Raw genomic sequence first — 15,998 nt, forward strand, 5'->3', positions numbered from 1 at the left:
CGACTCCCTGGACGCTGCCTGGACGCAGGCTGGGTGGGCCGCCTCTCAGGCGATGCGCTCGCGCACGATCGGCGGCACCGTGACCTCGGTGCCGACGGGGGCGAGCTCCCACGCGCCCTCGAGCGCCTCGAGCGCGCGCGGGATGCGGGTCGCGTCGTCGGCCGAGATCGTCCAGAGCGGGTCCCCCGCCCGCACAGCGTCGCCGGGCTTGACGTGGAGGTCGATGCCGGCGGCGTGCACGACCGGGTCGCTCGCGCGAGCGCGCCCCGCGCCGAGCCGCCACGCGGCGATGCCGAACGGCAGCGCCTCCTGCCGCGCGAGCACGCCGTCGGCCTCGGCGACGACGGTGTGCGTCTCGTTCGGGGTCGGCAGCGGCGCATCCGGGTCGCCGCCCTGCGCGGTGACGAAGCGGCGCCAGACATCCATCGCGCGACCGTCGGCGAGCGCCGCCTCGACGTCGGCGTCCGGCTGCCCCACCGCATCCAGCATCTCGCGCGCGAGCGCGACGGTGAGCTCGACGACGTCGGCCGGGCCGCCGCCGGCGAGCACCTCGACCGACTCGCGCACCTCGTTTGCGTTGCCGATCGCGAGGCCGAGCGGCGCGTCCATGGTCGTCAGCAGCGCGCGCGTCTCGACGCCCGCGTCGCGGCCGAGCTCGACCATCGTGAGCGCGAGCTCGCGGGCGCGCTCGAACTCCTGCATGAACGCGCCGGAGCCGAACTTCACGTCGAGGACGAGCGCGCCCGTGCCCTCGGCGATCTTCTTCGACATGATCGACGACGCGATCAGCGGGATCGCCTCGACCGTGCCCGTGATGTCGCGGAGCGCGTAGAGCCGCTTGTCCGCCGGGGCGAGCCCCGCGCCCGCGGCGCACACGACGCCGCCGACGGTGCGCAGCTGCTCGAGCATCTCGTCGTTCGTCAGGTCGGCGCGCCAGCCCGGGATCGACTCGAGCTTGTCGAGCGTGCCGCCCGTGTGCCCGAGGCCGCGGCCGGAGAGCTGCGGCACCGCGGCGCCGAAGGCGGCCACGAGCGGCATGAGCGGCAGCGTGATCTTGTCGCCGACGCCGCCGGTCGAGTGCTTGTCGACCGTGGGCGCCTCGAGCGACGAGAAGTCCATCCGCTCGCCGGAGGCGATCATCGCCATCGTGAGGTCGTGGATCTCGCGCCGCTCCATGCCGTTGAGCAGGATCGCCATCGTGAGCGCCGCCATCTGCGGGTCCTCGACGTACCCGCGCGTGTACGCGTCGATGAGCCAGTCGATCTGGGCGGTCGACAGCGTGCCGCCGTCGCGCTTCGTGCGGATGATGTCGACGGCGTCGAATGCCTCAGCCACGGTGCTCGGTCTCCCTCTGTGCCTCGTAGTGGTCGAGCGCGGCCGGGCCGAAGGCATCCGGCAGCACCTCGTCCATGGTGCGGATGCCGCTGACGGTGTCGAGCAGCATCCCCGGCGCCGCGTGCTCGGAGAGCAGCTGCCGGCAGCGCCCGCACGGCATGAGTCGCTCGCCCGCGCCGTTCACGCACGCGAACGCCACGAGCCGGCCGCCGCCGCCCATGACCATCGCGCTGACGAGCGAGCACTCGGCGCACAGCGTCACGCCGTACGCGGCGTTCTCGATGTTGGCGCCCGTGACGACGCGGCCGTCGTCGACGAGCGCCGCGGCGCCCACCGGGAAGCGGGAGTAGGGCACGTAGGCCTTCGTCGCCGCCTCGACGGCGCGCGCGTGCAGCTCCTGCCAGTCGATCGCCGTCATCGCTACTGCTTGACGTACGGCTTGCCGCTGGCCGCGGGCGGCCGCGACTGCCCGATGAACCCGGCCACCGCGAGGATCGTGATGACGTACGGGAGCATGAGCATGAACTCGCTCGGCACCGGCGAGCCGATCGCGCCGAGCGTCTGCTGCAGCGCCGACGCGAAGCCGAACAGCAGCGCCGCCGCCGTCGCCTTGATCGGGTGCCACTGGCCGAAGATGACCGCGGCGAGGGCGATGTAGCCGAGGCCGTTCGTCATCTCGCGAGTGAAGGCGCCGTTCGAGTCGAGCGTGAAGTACGCGCCGCCGAGGCCGGCGACGGCGCCGGCGAGCGCGACGTTCCAGAAGCGCAGCTTGGTGACCTTGATGCCGACGGTGTCGGCCGCGAGCGGGTGCTCGCCGATCGCGCGCAGTCGCAGGCCCCACGTCGTCTTGAACAGGCCCCACGCGATAAGCGGCACGATGATGTACATCGCGTAGACGATGATCGACTGCTTGAACAGCGCCGGGCCGATGAGCGGGATGCCCTCGAGGATCGGGATCGGGATCTTCGGCAGGCGCACCGGGCTGTTGAGCGCGGGGTTGTCGGTGAGCAGCGACGAGTAGAGGAAGTTCGTCAGGCCGACGATCAGCACGTTGAGCACGACGCCGACGATGACCTGCTCGACGAAGTACCGGATGGCGAAGACCGCGAGCACCATCGAGACGAGCACCGCCGCGACCATCGCGGCGAGCACGCCGACGATCGTGCTGCCCGTCATCGAGGCGACGACGGCGCCGGTGAACGCGCCGCCGAGCAGCTGCGCCTCGATCGCGATGTTGACGACGCCCGCGCGCTCGGAGATGACGCCGCCCATGGCGCCGAGGATGAGCGGCACCGACAGGCCGACGGTCGCGAACAGCAGGCCGGGGATCGGGATCATCGCGTTGGCGCCCGCCCACGTCAGGAACCCGACGACGAAGACGATGCCGAACACGACCGGCAGCCACGCGCCGACCTTGCGCACGGTCGCGGCGGCCCAGAACGAGAGCGCGGTGAGCGCCGCGAGCAGGATCACCACGACGATGCCGGTCGGGCGCGCCGGCAGGACGGCGTCGGGCAGCTGGAAGAGGTCGCTGCCGGTGGCGAGGCGGAGCGTCGCGCTGCCGTCGCGGCCGAGCCCGACGAGCAGGATGAGCGCGACGAGCGTGAGCACCGCGTACGAGATCGGCGCCTTCCAGTGCTTGACGACGGCGCGCTCGAGCTCGATCGTCTCGGCGGCCGGGGGCTGCGCGACGGGCTGCTGCGTGGTCATGACTGCTCCCTCTGCTGCTCGGCCTGCGCTGCCGGCTCGGCCTGCGCCTCCGCCGCGCGGCGGTCGGTCATCGTCGCGAGCGTCGCCTCGTCGCGGCGCTGGCGGCGGGTCTTCCTGCCGGGCTGCGGCAGGCCGAACATCGCCCGCACGAGCGGCGGCGCCGCGATGAAGAGGACGATGAACGACTGCACGACGAGGATGATGTCGATCGGCACGCCCTCGGCGGCCTGCATGCGGAAGCCGCCCGCCTTGAACGCGCCGAACAGCAGGCCCGCGAAGAACGTGCCCCACGGGGTCGAGCCGCCGAGCAGCGCGACGGTGATCGCGTCGAAGCCGATGCCGGCGTCGATGCCCGACGTGAAGCCGGTGGTGACGGAGCCGGTCACCTGCTGAGCGCCCGCGAGGCCCATGAAGCCGCCGGCGAAGACCATCGCGAGCATCGTGATGCGCTTGACGTTCATGCCCGCGTTGAGCGCGGCGCTCGGGTTGAAGCCCACGGCGCGGAACTGGAAGCCGAGGCTCGAGCGGTTGATGAGCCACGAGCAGAAGACGACCGCCGCGACCGAGAGCACGAAGCCCCAGTGGAGCGAGAACGGCGGGCCGAAGAGCGACGGCAGCACCGCCGTCTCCTGCATGCGCGGCGAGATCGGGTTGTTCGACCCCGGGTTCTGCAGCAGCCCCGGCGTGCGCAGCATCCACGTGATGAACCACAGCGCGACGAAGTTGAGCATGATCGTCACGATGACCTCGTGCGCGCCCGTGTAGGCCTTCAGCACACCGGCGATGCCGCCCCAGATGGCGCCCGCGACGATGCCGACCGCGATCGCGACGAGCACGTGCAGCACGGGCGGGAGCGAGAACGAGAAGCCGACCCAGCCCGCGGCCGCCGCGGCCCACAGCATCTGGCCGCGGCCACCGATGTTGAACAGCCCCACGCGGAAGGCGATCGCGACGCCGAGGCCCGCCGCGATGAGCGGGGTCGCGAAGTTGAGGGTGTCGGTGAGCGGCTTGATGAGCTGCGCGAAGCCGGCGTCGGCGCGCGACAGGTTGAGGATCGAGCCCTGGAAGAGCGCCGAGTAGGCGCCCGAGACGGCCTCCCAGGTGGCGGAGAGCATGTCGGCCGGGCGGGCGAAGAAGTAGCCGCTCGTCTCCTGCACGCGCTCGTCGGTGAAGGCGATCAGGATGCCGCCGACGACGAGGGAGGTGAGGATCGCGAGCAGCGCCATCACGAGATTGCCGCCCATGATGCGCTGGAAGGCGCTCGCCCACGGGTCGTCCTGCTCGACGCGGCGGTCGTCGGTGGGCGGCGCGACGGTCGGCGCCTGCACCTCGGCCTCCGCGGGCGCGTGCACGACGGTCGGGGCCGCGCCGGAGTCGGGCGAGCCGCCCGCGCGGGGCTGCGCGTCCGGCTCGATCGGGTCGTCGGCGTCGCGCGGCTTGTCGGTCACGCTGCGGCTCCTTCCGGGGTGTGGCGCTCGCCGGCCATCATGAGGCCGAGCGTGTCGCGGCTCGTGTCGGCCGGCACCACGCCGACCACGCCGCCGCGGTACATGACCGCGATGCGGTCGGCGAGCCCGACGACCTCGTCGAGCTCGGTCGAGACGACGATCACGGGGATGCCCGCGTCGCGGGAGGCGATGATCTGGCTGTGCACGAACTCGATCGAGCCGACGTCGAGGCCGCGGGTGGGCTGCGAGGCGACGAGCAGCGCGAGCGGGCGGCCGAGCTCGCGCGCGAGCACGACCTTCTGCTGGTTGCCGCCCGAGAGGGTCCCGACGTTCGTGTGGATGCCCTGCGCGCGGATGTCGAACGCACCGAGCTTCTCGGTCGCGAACTCGTCGCGCGCGCCGCGGTCGACCGTGCCGGCCGAGACGAACGGGGCGCCCTGGTAGCGGTCGAGCATGAGGTTCTCGGCGATCGTGAACTCGCCCACGAGGCCGTCGACCTTCCGGTCCTCGGGCACGAAGCCGACGCCCGCGTCGAGCACGTCGCGCACCGACTTGCCGAGCAGCTCGCGGCCGTTGAGGCGCACGGAGCCGGATGCCTTGGGCTGGAGGCCGAGGATCGCCTCGGTGAGCTCGGTCTGGCCGTTGCCCTGCACGCCGGCGATGCACAGCACCTCGCCGCCGCGCACCGTGAAGGAGACGTCGTTCACGACCTTCTGGCCGAGCGCGTCGAGCACCGTGAGCCCGGCGACCTCGAGCGTGTTGTCGGTGAGCACCGGGGGGTTCTTCTGCACCGTCAGCTCGACCGGGCGCCCGACCATCATCGAGGCGAGCTCGGTGCTCGAGGACTGCGGGCTCGCCTCGCCGACGACCTTGCCGAGGCGGATGACCGTGATCTTGTCGGCGATCGCGCGCACCTCGCGCAGCTTGTGGGTGATGAAGACGATCGCGGTGCCCTCGTCGCGCAGCTGCTGCATGATCGCCATGAGCTCGTCGGTCTCCTGCGGCGTGAGCACGGCCGTCGGCTCGTCGAACACGAGCACGCGGGCGTCCTGCGAGAGGGCCTTGATGATCTCGACGCGCTGCTGGACGCCGACGGGGAGGTCCTCGATCTTGGCGTCGGGGTCGATGTGGAAGCCGAAGCGCTGCGAGATCTCGCGCACCTTCTGCTTCGCGCCCGCGAGGCCGCCGAGCGCCCGCTCGTGGCCGAGCAGCACGTTCTCGGCGACGGTGAAGACGGGGATGAGCATGAAGTGCTGGTGCACCATGCCGATGCCCGCGCGCATGGCGTCGCCGGGGCCGGCGAAGCGCTGCACGACGCCGTCGAGCAGGATCTCGCCCTCGTCGGCCTGGTACAGGCCGTAGAGCACGTTCATGAGCGTCGACTTGCCCGCACCGTTCTCGCCGAGGAGGCAGTGGATCTCACCGGCGCGCACCTCGAGGTCGATGTGGTCGTTCGCGGTGAGCGCGCCGAAGCGCTTCGTGATGCCACGAAGTTCGAGGGACGAGTGCTCGGTGGTCATGGGCCTTCCTTCGGCGACGCTGACGGCTCAGGAGAATCTAGCCGGTGGCGGGCGCGGCACGCTCGCTCGGCTGGCACGCGCGTGGGGGCCGGCAGGAGCCGACCCCCACGCGCGCGATGCCTGCCTACTGGGGGCTGGCGGGCGAGGTGACCTCGATCTCGCCGGCGATGATCGCCGCGCGGATCTCGTCGAGCTGCGCCTGCAGCTCGGAGTCGACCGCGTCCTCGAACTCGTGGAACGGCGCGATGCCCACGCCGTCGTTCTCGAGCGTGCCGATGTAGGGCTCGTTCGAGAACTCGCCGGCGGCAGCCTGCTCGACGACCGTCTGCGTGCCCTGCGCCATGCCCTTGAGCACCGAGGTGAGGAAGATGTCGGCGTTCTCCGGCGACGTCTCGACGAGGTCGGCGTCGACGCCGACCATCGTGATGCCCGAGTCCTCGCCCGCGTCGCGGATGGCCTCGACGGCCGAGAGGAAGATCGGGCCGCCGACCGGCATGAGCACGTCGGCGTTCTGGCCGATGAAGGTCTCCGCGATCGACTTGGCCTCGACGCCGGCCTCGAAGCTGCCGGTGAACGAGCCCTGCTGCGTCTCGGCGTTCCAGCCGAGGATCTGCACGTCGGCGTCGTTCTGCTCGTTGTAGTACTCGGCGCCCTCGACGAAGCCGTCCATGAAGATCGTCACCGGCGGGATCTGGATGCCGCCCCACGTGGCGATGATGCCCGTCTCGCTGTACGACGCGGCGGCGTAGCCGGCGAGGAAGGCGGCCTGCGCGGTGTCGAAGACGATCGGCTGCACGTTCGGCAGGTCGATCGAGTTGTCGTCGATGATCGCGAAGTTGATGTCGGGGTTGGCCTCGGCAGCCGCGGAGGTGGCCTCGGCGAGCAGGAAGCCGACGGTGACGACCATGTTGCAGCCCTGGTCGATGACGCTCGTGAGGTTGGGCGCGAAGTCGGACTCCGACTGCGACTCGACCTCGATGGCCTCGACGCCGAGGCCCTCGGCAGCCGCGCGCACGCCCTCGGCGCCCAGCTGGTTGAACGAGCGGTCGTCGAAGCCGCCCGAGTCGGAGACGATGCAGGGCTGGATGTCGACGGCGGGCGCCTCAGCGCCCGGGTCGGCGGACTCGGACGGCGCCTCCGGTGCGGCGGCGCAGCCGACGAGCAGGAGCGCGGCGCCGATGGCGAGCGCTCCGCCGCGCACGGCGGTACGGGTGAACTTCCTCAAGGGATCCTCCAGTGCAAAGGATGCTCGCCGCGACACGGCCGAGCGGATGATGCCCGAGCATACGGCCGAGCCGCGCGCTCGAGGAGCGCGGCGGCACGACCGCAATGCAATCGTTGCAATGCGCGGGGCGCGGCTACGGGCTCGAGGGCGACTCGACCGTGATCTCGCCGGAGATGAGCTGCGCCCGCAGCGCCTCGAGCTCGGCCTTCGTGTCGTCGCTCACGCGGCTCTCGAGGTCGTGGAAGGGGGCGATGTCGACGCCGCCGTTCTCGAGGTCGCCGATGATCGGCTCGTCGGAGATCGTGCCGTCCGCGGCGTCCGAGACCGCGGTGACGACCGCATCCTCGGTGTTCTTCAGGATGCTCGTGAGCAGCAGCGGGCGGAACTCCGTCGGCAGGGTGTCGTAGCCGTCGTTGTCGACCCAGATGACGAGTGCGTCGCCGCCCGCGTCGAGCGACGCGCGGAAGGCGCCCTCGCCGACCTGGCCGGCGACGGGCAGGATGACGTCGGCGCCCTGCGACAGGAACGCCTGCGTCTGCGACTGGCCGAGGCTCACGTTCTCGAAGTCGCCCGTGAACGTGCCGTCCTGCGCCTCCGGGTCCCAGCCGAGCAGGCGGACGTCGGCGCCCTTGTCCTCGTTGTACCGGTCGATGCCCGCCGTGAAGCCGTCCATGAAGAGCGTGACGGGCGGCTGGTTGCCGCCGCCGAAGGTCGCGACGGTGCCGGTCTCGCTCACCGAGGCCGCGACGTAGCCGGCGAGGAACGCCGCCTGCGCGGTGTCGAAGACGATCGAGCGCACGTTGGGGGCCTCGACGATCTCGTCGACGATCGCGAACTGCACGTCGGGGTTCGCCGTCGCCTGCTCCTCCGTCGCCGCGGCGAGCTCGTAGCCGACGGTCAGCACGAAGCCGCACCCCGTGTCGACGGCCGCCTGCACGTTGGGCGCGAGGTCGCTCTCGGTGGTCGAGACGAGGACGTTCGCGGTGACCCCGAGCTCCTGCTCGGCGCGCTCCATGCCCGCCCAGCTCGTCTCGTTGAAGGAGCGGTCGTTCAGGCCGCCGGAGTTGGTGACCATCTGCGCGCACTCGAGCGCGGATGCTCCCGAGGGCTCGGGCGCATCGGTCTCGGCGGCGGGCGGCGCGGCGCAGCCGGCCAGCAGGACGAGCGCGGCGAGCGCGGGCACGGCCAGCGCCGGGAGGGCGGGGGTGCGGGACACGGGAGGCTCCTTCTTCGGGGTGGCGCAATCGTAGCCCCACGCGCGCGCCCGCGCGGGGCGCGCCCCGCGACGCTGGCGCGCGTCGGGGCTGCCCGACCGGGCGACCGCGCTACAGCGCGTCGGTGTTGCCCGAGCGCCGCACGGCGTCGACGACCTGCTTGACCCGCTGGGCGTTGTCGGTCGTGGTGACGAGCAGCGCGTCCGGGGTGTCGACGACGACGACGTCGTGGATGCCGACGACCGAGACGATGCGCTTCGACTGCGAGACGACGATGCCGCTCGCGGAGTCGGCGAGCACGGTGCCCTCGGAGCCGAGGATCGCGAGCCTCCCCCGACGGCCGCTGTTGTGCAGCTTCGCCACCGCGGAGAAGTCGCCGACGTCGTCCCAGTCGAAGTCGCCCGGCACGACGACCATGCGACCGCGCCGCGCGGCGGGCTCGGCGACGGAGTAGTCGATCGCGATCTTCTTGAGCTGCGGCCACAGTCGGTCGACCGCGGGCCCGCGGCGCGCGGGCTCGTCCCACGCCTCGGCGAGCTCCTCGATCTGCGAGGCGAGCTCGGGCTCCTCGGCGGCGAGCTCGGCGAGCAGCACGTCGGCCCGGGCGATGAACATGCCCGCGTTCCACAGGTAGTCGCCGCCGGCGAGGTAGCCCTGCGCGACCTGCGCCGACGGCTTCTCGACGAACTCGCGCACGAGGGCCGCGTTCGGGGCGCCGTCGACGCCCGCAGGCTCCCCCGCGCGGATGTAGCCGAAGCCGATCGCCGGCTCGGTGGGCGTGATGCCGATCGTCGCGATGTAGCCGGCGCGGGCCGCGACGACCGCCTCGGCCACGACGCGGCGGAACGCCCGCTCGTCCTCGATGACGTGGTCGGCGGCGAACGAGCCGATCACGACATCCGGCTCGCGGCGGCGGAGGATCGCCGCGGCGAGCGCGATCGCGACGGTGGAGTCGCGCGGGTCGGCCTCGAGCACGATGTCGGCGTCCGCGAGCTCCGGGATCTGGGCCTCGACCGCGGCGCGGTGCGCGCGCCCCGTGACGACCATCGTGCGGCCGGGGCCCGTGAGCGGTGTGAGCCGGTCGTAGGTCGCGCGCAGCAGCGTCTTGCCGCTGCCGGTGAGGTCGTGCAGGAACTTCGGCGCGTCGGCGCGCGAGAGCGGCCACAGGCGCGAGCCCACGCCGCCGGCGGGGATGATGCTGATGAAGTCGTCGATGGTGGCCACGGAGCGAGCCTAGCCATCGCCTCCCAGCGATCTCCCACCGAAGGTTCACGCCACGTTCACCGCCCGCTCCCGGGTTCCGCACCTGCCCCGTCGTACGGTGACGTCGTGCGCATCGAGCGAGTGGCCATCGTCACCGAGAGCTTCCTGCCCACCGTCAACGGCGTGACGACCTCCGTGTGCCGGGTGCTCGACCACCTCGTCGACACCGGCCGCGAGGCGATCGTCATCACCCCGCGCTGCGGCGCGCCCGTGCACTACCGCGGCGTGCCCGTGCACGAGGTGCCGTCGTTCGCCTACCGGCAGTTCCCCGTCGGCCTGCCGAGCCCGCAGGTCGCGGCGCTCCTGTCCCGCTTCCAGCCCGACGTGCTGCACGCCGCGAGCCCCTTCATGCTCGGCGGGCAGGCGATCGCCGAGGCCGCCCGGATCGGGCTGCCGAGCGTCGCCGTCTACCAGACCGACGTCGCCGGCTTCGCGCGCCGCAACCGCCTCGGCGCCGGCGCGGCCTTCGCCTGGCAGGTCATCCGCCTCATCCACAACAGCGCCGACCGCACGCTCGCGCCGTCGAGCGCCGCGATCGCCGACCTCGAGGCCGCGGGCGTCAAGCGGGTCCACCGCTGGACCCGCGGCGTCGACCTCGAAGGCTTCCACCCCGACAACCGCCAGGGCCCCGCCGCCGCGAGCCTGCGCCGACGCATCGCGCCCGGCGGCGAGACGATCGTGGGCTACGTCGGCCGCATCGCCCCCGAGAAGGGGCTCGACCGCTTCCGCGCGCTCGCGGGCATGCCCGGCATCCGGCTCGCGATCGTCGGCGACGGCCCCGGCATGGCCGAGACCCGCCGGCAGCTCGCCGACCTGCGCCCCGTCCTCCTCGGCCAGCGATCCGGCGCTGCGCTCCGCGCGGCGTACGCCGCGATGGACGTCTTCGTGCACACCGGCGCCGAGGAGACGTTCGGCCAGACGCTGCAGGAGGCGGCCGCGAGCGGGCTCCCCGTCGTCGCACCGCGCGCGGGCGGCCCGATCGACCTCGTGGCGCACGGCACGACCGGCTTCCTCTTCGAGCCCGACGCCGCATCCGAGCTGCGCACCGCCGTCGAGGCGCTCGTCGCCGATCCGGGCCTGCGGGGGCGGATGGGTGAGGCCGGCCGCCGTCGCGTGCTCGGCCGGTCGTGGCCCGCGGTCGTCGAGCAGCTGCTCGGCCACTACGAGGCGGCCGCGGTGCGCGCGCTCCGCGGCGTGGACGGCCTCGTCGGGGCGTAGCGGAGCCCTCGGCCCGAGACGGGCCTCGGCGCTGGCGTCGCGGCGGACGCGCGAGAGCGCCTCCGCTCCCACCTCCAGCGCGCGGTCCGGGACGGTGTTCGCCACGGGCATAGGATGGAGTCACCTTGCCCGGTCGAACTACGGAGGGAACGCGCGTGTCTGAGACATCGAGCAGCCTCACCCTCCCCGACCCCACGCCTCGGAGGACCACGTTCAGCGGCACGCTGTATCGCGGCAACGAGGGCATGTGGTCGTGGGTGCTCCACCGCATCACCGGTGTGGCGATCTACTTCTTCCTGCTGGTGCACGTGCTCGACACCGCGCTCATCCGCGTGAGTCCCGAGGCGTACAACGCAGTGATGGCGACGTACAAGAACCCGCTCATGGGCCTCGGCGAGGTCGTGCTGGTCGGGGCGGTGGTGCTGCACGCGATGAACGGGCTGCGCATCATCCTCGTCGACGCCTGGCCGTGGGCGACGCGCCACCAGCGCCTGCTCTTCTGGATCGTCATGGGCGCCGTCGCCGTGCTGATGCTCTACTTCACGCCGACGCACCTCATCAACGTGTTCTCGCCGGTCGAGGGAGGCCACTGATGACCACCACGATCGAGAACCCGAACTACGCCTACCCCGCGCGCTCGCGCGGCCGCCGCGGCCCCAACCTCGAGAAGGCGGGCTGGATCTTCATGCGCGCCTCGGGCGTCGTGCTGATCGTGCTGATCTTCGGCCACCTCGCCTACAACCTGCTCTGGACGCCCGGCGGCATCCACGCGATCGACTTCGGCTTCGTCGGCGGCAAGCTCGCCAACCCGTTCTGGCAGTGGTGGGACGTGCTGATGCTGTGGCTCGCGATCCTGCACGGCTCGAACGGCATGCGCACGATCGTGAACGACTACGTGCACAAGCCTGCCGTGCGCCGCGTCGCCCTCGGCGCGATCGGCGTCGCCGCCGCGGTGCTCATCATCCTCGGCACGCTCATCACCTTCACGTTCGACCCCTGCCCGCCGAACGCGGACCCCTCGCTGCTGCCGTCGTTCTGCGCAGAGCGCTAAGCAAGAAATCCGGAGACCCCCAGGTACATGGCTGATCAGCGTTCCGTCACCGACGGCATCCACTACCACCAGCACGACGTCGTCATCGTGGGCGCAGGCGGCGCCGGCATGCGCGCGGCGATCGAGGCCGCGCCGAAGGCGTCGACGGCGGTGATCACGAAGCTCTACCCGACGCGCTCCCACACGGGTGCGGCGCAGGGCGGCATGGCCGCGGCGCTCGCCAACGTGGAGGAGGACAGCAACGAGTGGCACACGTACGACACCGTGAAGGGCGGCGACTACCTCACCGATCAGGACTCCGCTGAGATCCTGACGCGCGAGGCGATCGACGCGGTCTACGACCTCGAGAACATGGGCCTGCCGTTCAACCGCACGGAGGACGGCAAGATCGATCAGCGCCGCTTCGGCGGCCACACGCGCGACCACGGCAAGGCGCCCGTGCGCCGCGCGTGCTACGCGGCCGACCGCACCGGTCACATGATCCTGCAGACGCTCTACCAGAACTGCGTCAAGCACGGCGTCGAGTTCTTCAACGAGTTCTACGCGCTCGACCTCGTCATGGCAGAGGTCGACGGCGTGCAGCGCGTCGCGGGCGTCGTCGCGTACGAGCTCGCGACCGGCGAGATCCACGTCTTCCAGGGCAAGTCGGTCATCTTCGCGACCGGCGGCTTCGGCAAGATCTACAAGACGACCTCGAACGCCCACACCCTCACGGGCGACGGCGTCGGCATCGTGTGGCGCAAGGGCCTGCCGCTCGAGGACATGGAGTTCTACCAGTTCCACCCGACGGGCCTCGCGGGCCTCGGGATCCTCCTGACCGAGGGCGCGCGCGGCGAGGGCGCGATCCTGCGCAACGCCTCCGGCGAGCGCTTCATGGAGCGCTACGCCCCCACGATCAAGGACCTCGCGCCGCGTGACATCGTCGCGCGCTCCATGGTGCAGGAGGTGCTCGAGGGGCGCGGCGCCGGCCCGCACAAGGACTACGTCTACCTCGACTGCACCCACCTGGGCGCCGAGGTGCTCGAGACGAAGCTGCCCGACATCACCGAGTTCGCGCGCACCTACCTGGGCGTCGACCCGGTCGTCGAGCGCGTGCCGGTCTACCCGACCGCGCACTACGCGATGGGCGGCATCCCCACCAACAACGACGCCGAGGTGCTCAGCGACAACGACACGGTCGTGCCGGGCCTCTACGCCGCCGGCGAGTGCGCGTGCGTCTCGGTGCACGGCGCGAACCGCCTCGGCACCAACTCGCTGCTCGACATCAACGTCTTCGGCAAGCGCGCCGGCAACAACGCCGTCGCGTACGCGCAGGGCGCCGACTTCGTCGACCTGCCGGGCGACGCCGCCGACGGCGTCGTGAAGCTGCTCGCCCAGCTGCGCGAGGGCACCGGCACCGAGAGCGTCGCCGAGATCCGCAAGGCGCTGCAGGAGACGATGGACCGCAACGCCCAGGTGTTCCGCACCGAGGAGACGCTGCAGGCCGCGCTCGCCGACATCGCCGTGCTGCGCCAGCGCTACCCGAACGTGCGCATCCACGACCGCGGCCGCCGGTTCAACACCGACCTGCTCGAGGCCGTCGAGCTCGGCTTCCTGCTCGATCTGGCCGAGATCGTCGTCGTGTCGGCGATCAACCGCAAGGAGTCGCGCGGCGCCCACATGCGCGACGACTACCCGACGCGCGACGACGAGAACTACATGCAGCACACGATGGCCTACCGCACGGCGGGCGAGGTCGGCGTGCCGCAGGAGATCCGCCTGGATTGGAAGCCCGTGCGCGTGACGCACTACGAGCCGCAGGAGAGGAAGTACTGATGGCTGACAGCGAGCAGAAGAACGAGCACAGCTTCGGCAGCGAGGGCGCATCCGAGACCGGGAGCCCGAGCGCCCAGGCCGAGGCCGCCGTCGACGCGACCGACACCGACGCGCAGGCCGTGAGCGCCGAGTCCACCGCTCCGGCGCCCGTCGACTCCGCGCAGGAGGGCCACGACCGCCCGGTCGAGGCCGTGGAGCCGGTCGAGGAGCCGCAGAGCTTCCCCGTCACGGTGATCATCCGCCGCTTCGACCCCGAGGTCGACGACGAGCCCCGCTGGGTCGACTACGACGTGCAGATGTTCGCGACCGAGCGCATCCTCGACGCCCTCCACCGCATCAAGTGGGAGATCGACCCGTCGCTGACGTTCCGCCGCTCGTGCGCGCACGGCATCTGCGGCTCGGACGCCATGCGCATCAACGGCAAGAACCGCCTCGCGTGCAAGGCGCTCGTGAAGGACTTCGACGTCTCGAAGCCCATCTACGTCGAGGCGATCAAGGGCCTGCCGCTCGAGAAGGACCTCATCGTGAACATGGAGCCGTTCTTCGACTCCTTCCGCGAGATCCAGCCGTTCCTGCAGGCCTCGTCGAAGCCCGAGAAGGAGCGCCACCAGTCGATCGCCGAGCGCGAGCGCTTCGACGACACGACCAAGTGCATCCTGTGCGCCGCGTGCACGACCTCGTGCCCGGTGTTCTGGACGGACGGCCAGTACTTCGGCCCCGCCGCGATCGTGAACGCGCACCGCTTCATCTTCGACTCGCGCGACGAGGCCTCGCAGGTGCGCCTCGACATCCTCAACGACCAGGAGGGCGTGTGGCGCTGCCGCACGACCTTCAACTGCACGGATGCGTGCCCGCGCGGCATCCAGGTGACCAAGGCGATCGCCGAGGTCAAGCAGGCGATGATGACGGGCGTCAAGCGCTAGGGCGACTGCCTTCGGCGAGGGCCGGCATCCGTGAGGGTGCCGGCCCTCGCCGCTTCCGGGGCTACGAGCGCCGCAGCGCGACGACGTTCGCGACGCCCCATGCGACCACGAGCCCGATGAACTGCAGCCACAGCACCACGCGCATGGCGCTGCCGGGCTCGAGCAGCACCTGGCCGGTGACGAGCACCGCGAGCGAGAGCAGGAGCGCCACCACGCCCACGGCGGCGAAGCCGCGCGTCGCGGCGGCGCGGTCGCGCTCGTCCGCGTACTCGGCGGCGTTGAGCCGCGTCACGTCGCTCGCCCGCCCGGATCGCGCGTAGACCGCGCTCGCGCCGGTGAAGAGCGCGACGAGCAGGAGGATGCCCGCGGATCCCCAGCGGTCGAGCAGTGCGAGCGTGACCCCGCCGCACAGCACGGCGACGACCAGCAGCGCGTTCCACCACGACATCCGCAGCCACCTACGCGTCGACATCGAACAGCTCCTCCACGGTCGTCCCGAAGTGCCGCGCGAGGTGCACGGCGAGCGTGAGCGAGGGATCGTAGCGGCCGGTCTCGATCGCGTTGATCGTCTGGCGCGAGACGCCCATCGCCTGCGCGAGCGCCTGCTGCGACAGGCCCTCGGCCTGCCGGCGCTCCCGCACGCGGCTCTCCATGTGGAAAGCGTACTTGACACGGGAGGCGATGACAAGCATGCTTGACATGTTAAGTCCGCTTGTCACCCGCATCCGAACCAGCACTGGAGGAACCCATGCTCGACGCCCTCTCCGACTTCACGACCGGACTGCCCGCCTGGGCGCAGTGGATCGGCGTCATGCTGATCAGCGCCGTCCCCTTCGTCGAGAGCTACTTCGGCGCCGCGATCGGCGTGCTCGCCGGCGTGCACCCGGTCGTCGCGATCGTCGCCGCGGTCGTCGGCAACGCCGCGTCGATGCTCGTGTTCGTGCTCACGGCGGATGCCGCGCGCACCAAGGTCCTGGCGGGCCGGGCCGGTGAGGACGGCCCGGAGCCGAGCCCGCGGCGGCTGCGGCTCAAGCGCATGTTCGACCGCTTCGGCGTGCCGGGCGTGAGCCTGCTCGGCCAGACCGTCCTGCCGAGCCAGATCACCTCGGGCGCGATGGTGTCGTTCGGCGCGTCCCGCAACGCGGTCATCGTGTGGCAGTGCATCTCGATCGTGGCGTGGGGCACCGCCTTCGGCCTGCTCGCCCTCGGCGGCGCCGAGCTGCTCTCGCTGCGCTGACGCCCCTCCCCGGTCGGCGCGGGGCCGCGTGGTGCAGAC

16 protein-coding genes are annotated in these 15,998 nt (G+C 71.6%); 6 read left to right on the forward strand and 10 right to left on the reverse strand.

Translation table 11 applies throughout. From position 1 onward, the window contains the following. Window positions 1-45: 45 nt before the first annotated feature. The 8 genes from BLT67_RS04500 to BLT67_RS04535 form a co-directional block, all read right to left on the reverse strand. Entirely contained in the window at window positions 46-1,335 is a 1,290-nt protein-coding gene (locus BLT67_RS04500; protein ID WP_231945584.1) for a thymidine phosphorylase, read from the reverse strand. Next, window positions 1,328-1,753, reverse strand: coding sequence for a cytidine deaminase (locus BLT67_RS04505; protein ID WP_092665915.1), 426 nt, complete (start codon window positions 1,751-1,753; stop codon window positions 1,328-1,330). The genes BLT67_RS04500 and BLT67_RS04505 overlap by 8 nt, the downstream gene beginning before the upstream one ends. A 2-nt stretch (window positions 1,754-1,755) precedes the next feature. Continuing rightward, a complete protein-coding gene (locus tag BLT67_RS04510) occupies window positions 1,756-3,045 on the reverse strand; it encodes an ABC transporter permease (RefSeq protein ID WP_092665916.1) in 1,290 nt (429 codons plus the stop codon). Further along, on the reverse strand, window positions 3,042-4,493 hold the full coding sequence (locus BLT67_RS04515) for an ABC transporter permease (protein WP_231945585.1): 1,452 nt from the start codon (window positions 4,491-4,493) through the stop codon (window positions 3,042-3,044). The genes BLT67_RS04510 and BLT67_RS04515 overlap by 4 nt, the downstream gene beginning before the upstream one ends. After that, window positions 4,490-6,013: an ABC transporter ATP-binding protein gene (locus BLT67_RS04520; protein ID WP_092665917.1), complete on the reverse strand. Its 1,524-nt coding sequence runs from the start codon at window positions 6,011-6,013 to the stop codon at window positions 4,490-4,492. The genes BLT67_RS04515 and BLT67_RS04520 overlap by 4 nt, the downstream gene beginning before the upstream one ends. 124 nt (window positions 6,014-6,137) lie before the next feature. After that, a complete protein-coding gene (locus BLT67_RS04525; RefSeq protein ID WP_092665918.1) occupies window positions 6,138-7,238 on the reverse strand; it encodes a BMP family lipoprotein in 1,101 nt (366 codons plus the stop codon). Window positions 7,239-7,371: 133 nt separating this feature from the next. Then, window positions 7,372-8,454, reverse strand: coding sequence for a BMP family lipoprotein (locus BLT67_RS04530; RefSeq protein ID WP_231945586.1), 1,083 nt, complete (start codon window positions 8,452-8,454; stop codon window positions 7,372-7,374). 109 nt (window positions 8,455-8,563) lie between these two features. After that, the gene (locus BLT67_RS04535; protein WP_092665919.1) at window positions 8,564-9,676 is read right to left on the reverse strand and encodes a mannose-1-phosphate guanylyltransferase; all 1,113 of its coding nucleotides are present in this window, start codon (window positions 9,674-9,676) and stop codon (window positions 8,564-8,566) included. A 105-nt stretch (window positions 9,677-9,781) separates the two neighbouring features. On the opposite strand from BLT67_RS04535, the gene BLT67_RS04540 reads away from it, so the two are divergent. From BLT67_RS04540 to BLT67_RS04560, 5 genes are all read left to right on the forward strand, one after another. Beyond that, complete coding sequence (locus tag BLT67_RS04540) at window positions 9,782-10,933, forward strand: glycosyltransferase family 4 protein (protein WP_092665920.1); 1,152 nt, start codon at window positions 9,782-9,784, stop codon at window positions 10,931-10,933. Between the two features lie 155 nt (window positions 10,934-11,088). Further along, the gene (gene sdhC / locus BLT67_RS04545) at window positions 11,089-11,526 is read left to right on the forward strand and encodes a succinate dehydrogenase, cytochrome b556 subunit (RefSeq protein WP_407922515.1); all 438 of its coding nucleotides are present in this window, start codon (window positions 11,089-11,091) and stop codon (window positions 11,524-11,526) included. Further along, a complete protein-coding gene (gene sdhD, locus BLT67_RS04550; protein ID WP_092665922.1) occupies window positions 11,526-11,984 on the forward strand; it encodes a succinate dehydrogenase, hydrophobic membrane anchor protein in 459 nt (152 codons plus the stop codon). Before sdhC ends, sdhD begins: the two co-directional genes overlap by 1 nt. A 27-nt stretch (window positions 11,985-12,011) precedes the next feature. Beyond that, window positions 12,012-13,799: a succinate dehydrogenase flavoprotein subunit gene (gene sdhA, locus BLT67_RS04555; protein WP_092665923.1), complete on the forward strand. Its 1,788-nt coding sequence runs from the start codon at window positions 12,012-12,014 to the stop codon at window positions 13,797-13,799. Then, window positions 13,799-14,722 carry a succinate dehydrogenase iron-sulfur subunit gene (locus BLT67_RS04560; protein WP_231945587.1) on the forward strand — a complete coding sequence of 308 codons (924 nt, stop codon included), beginning with the start codon at window positions 13,799-13,801 and terminating at the stop codon, window positions 14,720-14,722. The genes sdhA and BLT67_RS04560 overlap by 1 nt, the downstream gene beginning before the upstream one ends. Before the next feature lie 61 nt (window positions 14,723-14,783). Here the strand turns inward: BLT67_RS04560 and BLT67_RS04565 are convergent, their stop codons facing one another. Both BLT67_RS04565 and BLT67_RS04570 read right to left on the reverse strand, forming a co-directional pair. Then, window positions 14,784-15,194, reverse strand: a complete 411-nt coding sequence (locus BLT67_RS04565) for a hypothetical protein (RefSeq protein ID WP_157674172.1) — start codon at window positions 15,192-15,194, stop codon at window positions 14,784-14,786. After that, complete coding sequence (locus BLT67_RS04570) at window positions 15,181-15,375, reverse strand: helix-turn-helix transcriptional regulator (protein WP_092665925.1); 195 nt, start codon at window positions 15,373-15,375, stop codon at window positions 15,181-15,183. The genes BLT67_RS04565 and BLT67_RS04570 overlap by 14 nt, the downstream gene beginning before the upstream one ends. A gap of 95 nt (window positions 15,376-15,470) precedes the next feature. Between BLT67_RS04570 and BLT67_RS04575 the strand changes: the two genes are divergently transcribed. After that, window positions 15,471-15,959 (forward strand): hypothetical protein, encoded by a 489-nt coding sequence (locus tag BLT67_RS04575; RefSeq protein WP_092665926.1) that lies wholly within the window; start codon window positions 15,471-15,473, stop codon window positions 15,957-15,959. Window positions 15,960-15,998: the final 39 nt, after the last annotated feature.

It is taken from the genome of Agrococcus carbonis, from assembly GCF_900104705.1.
In the GTDB taxonomy this organism is placed as follows: domain Bacteria; phylum Actinomycetota; class Actinomycetes; order Actinomycetales; family Microbacteriaceae; genus Agrococcus; species Agrococcus carbonis.

Bases quoted from the DNA above. Each gene is read 5' to 3' on its own strand.
- BLT67_RS04570 (WP_092665925.1), bottom strand. From the start codon at position 15,375: ATGGAGAGCCGCGTGCGGGAGCGCCGGCAGGCCGAGGGCCTGTCGCAG.
- BLT67_RS04510 (WP_092665916.1), bottom strand. From the start codon at position 3,045: ATGACCACGCAGCAGCCCGTCGCGCAGCCCCCGGCCGCCGAGACGATC.
- sdhA (WP_092665923.1), top strand. From the start codon at position 12,012: ATGGCTGATCAGCGTTCCGTCACCGACGGCATCCACTACCACCAGCAC.
- sdhD (WP_092665922.1), top strand. From the start codon at position 11,526: ATGACCACCACGATCGAGAACCCGAACTACGCCTACCCCGCGCGCTCG.
- BLT67_RS04575 (WP_092665926.1), top strand. From the start codon at position 15,471: ATGCTCGACGCCCTCTCCGACTTCACGACCGGACTGCCCGCCTGGGCG.
- BLT67_RS04505 (WP_092665915.1), bottom strand. From the start codon at position 1,753: ATGACGGCGATCGACTGGCAGGAGCTGCACGCGCGCGCCGTCGAGGCG.
- BLT67_RS04520 (WP_092665917.1), bottom strand. From the start codon at position 6,013: ATGACCACCGAGCACTCGTCCCTCGAACTTCGTGGCATCACGAAGCGC.
- BLT67_RS04560 (WP_231945587.1), top strand. From the start codon at position 13,799: ATGGCTGACAGCGAGCAGAAGAACGAGCACAGCTTCGGCAGCGAGGGC.
- BLT67_RS04565 (WP_157674172.1), bottom strand. From the start codon at position 15,194: ATGTCGACGCGTAGGTGGCTGCGGATGTCGTGGTGGAACGCGCTGCTG.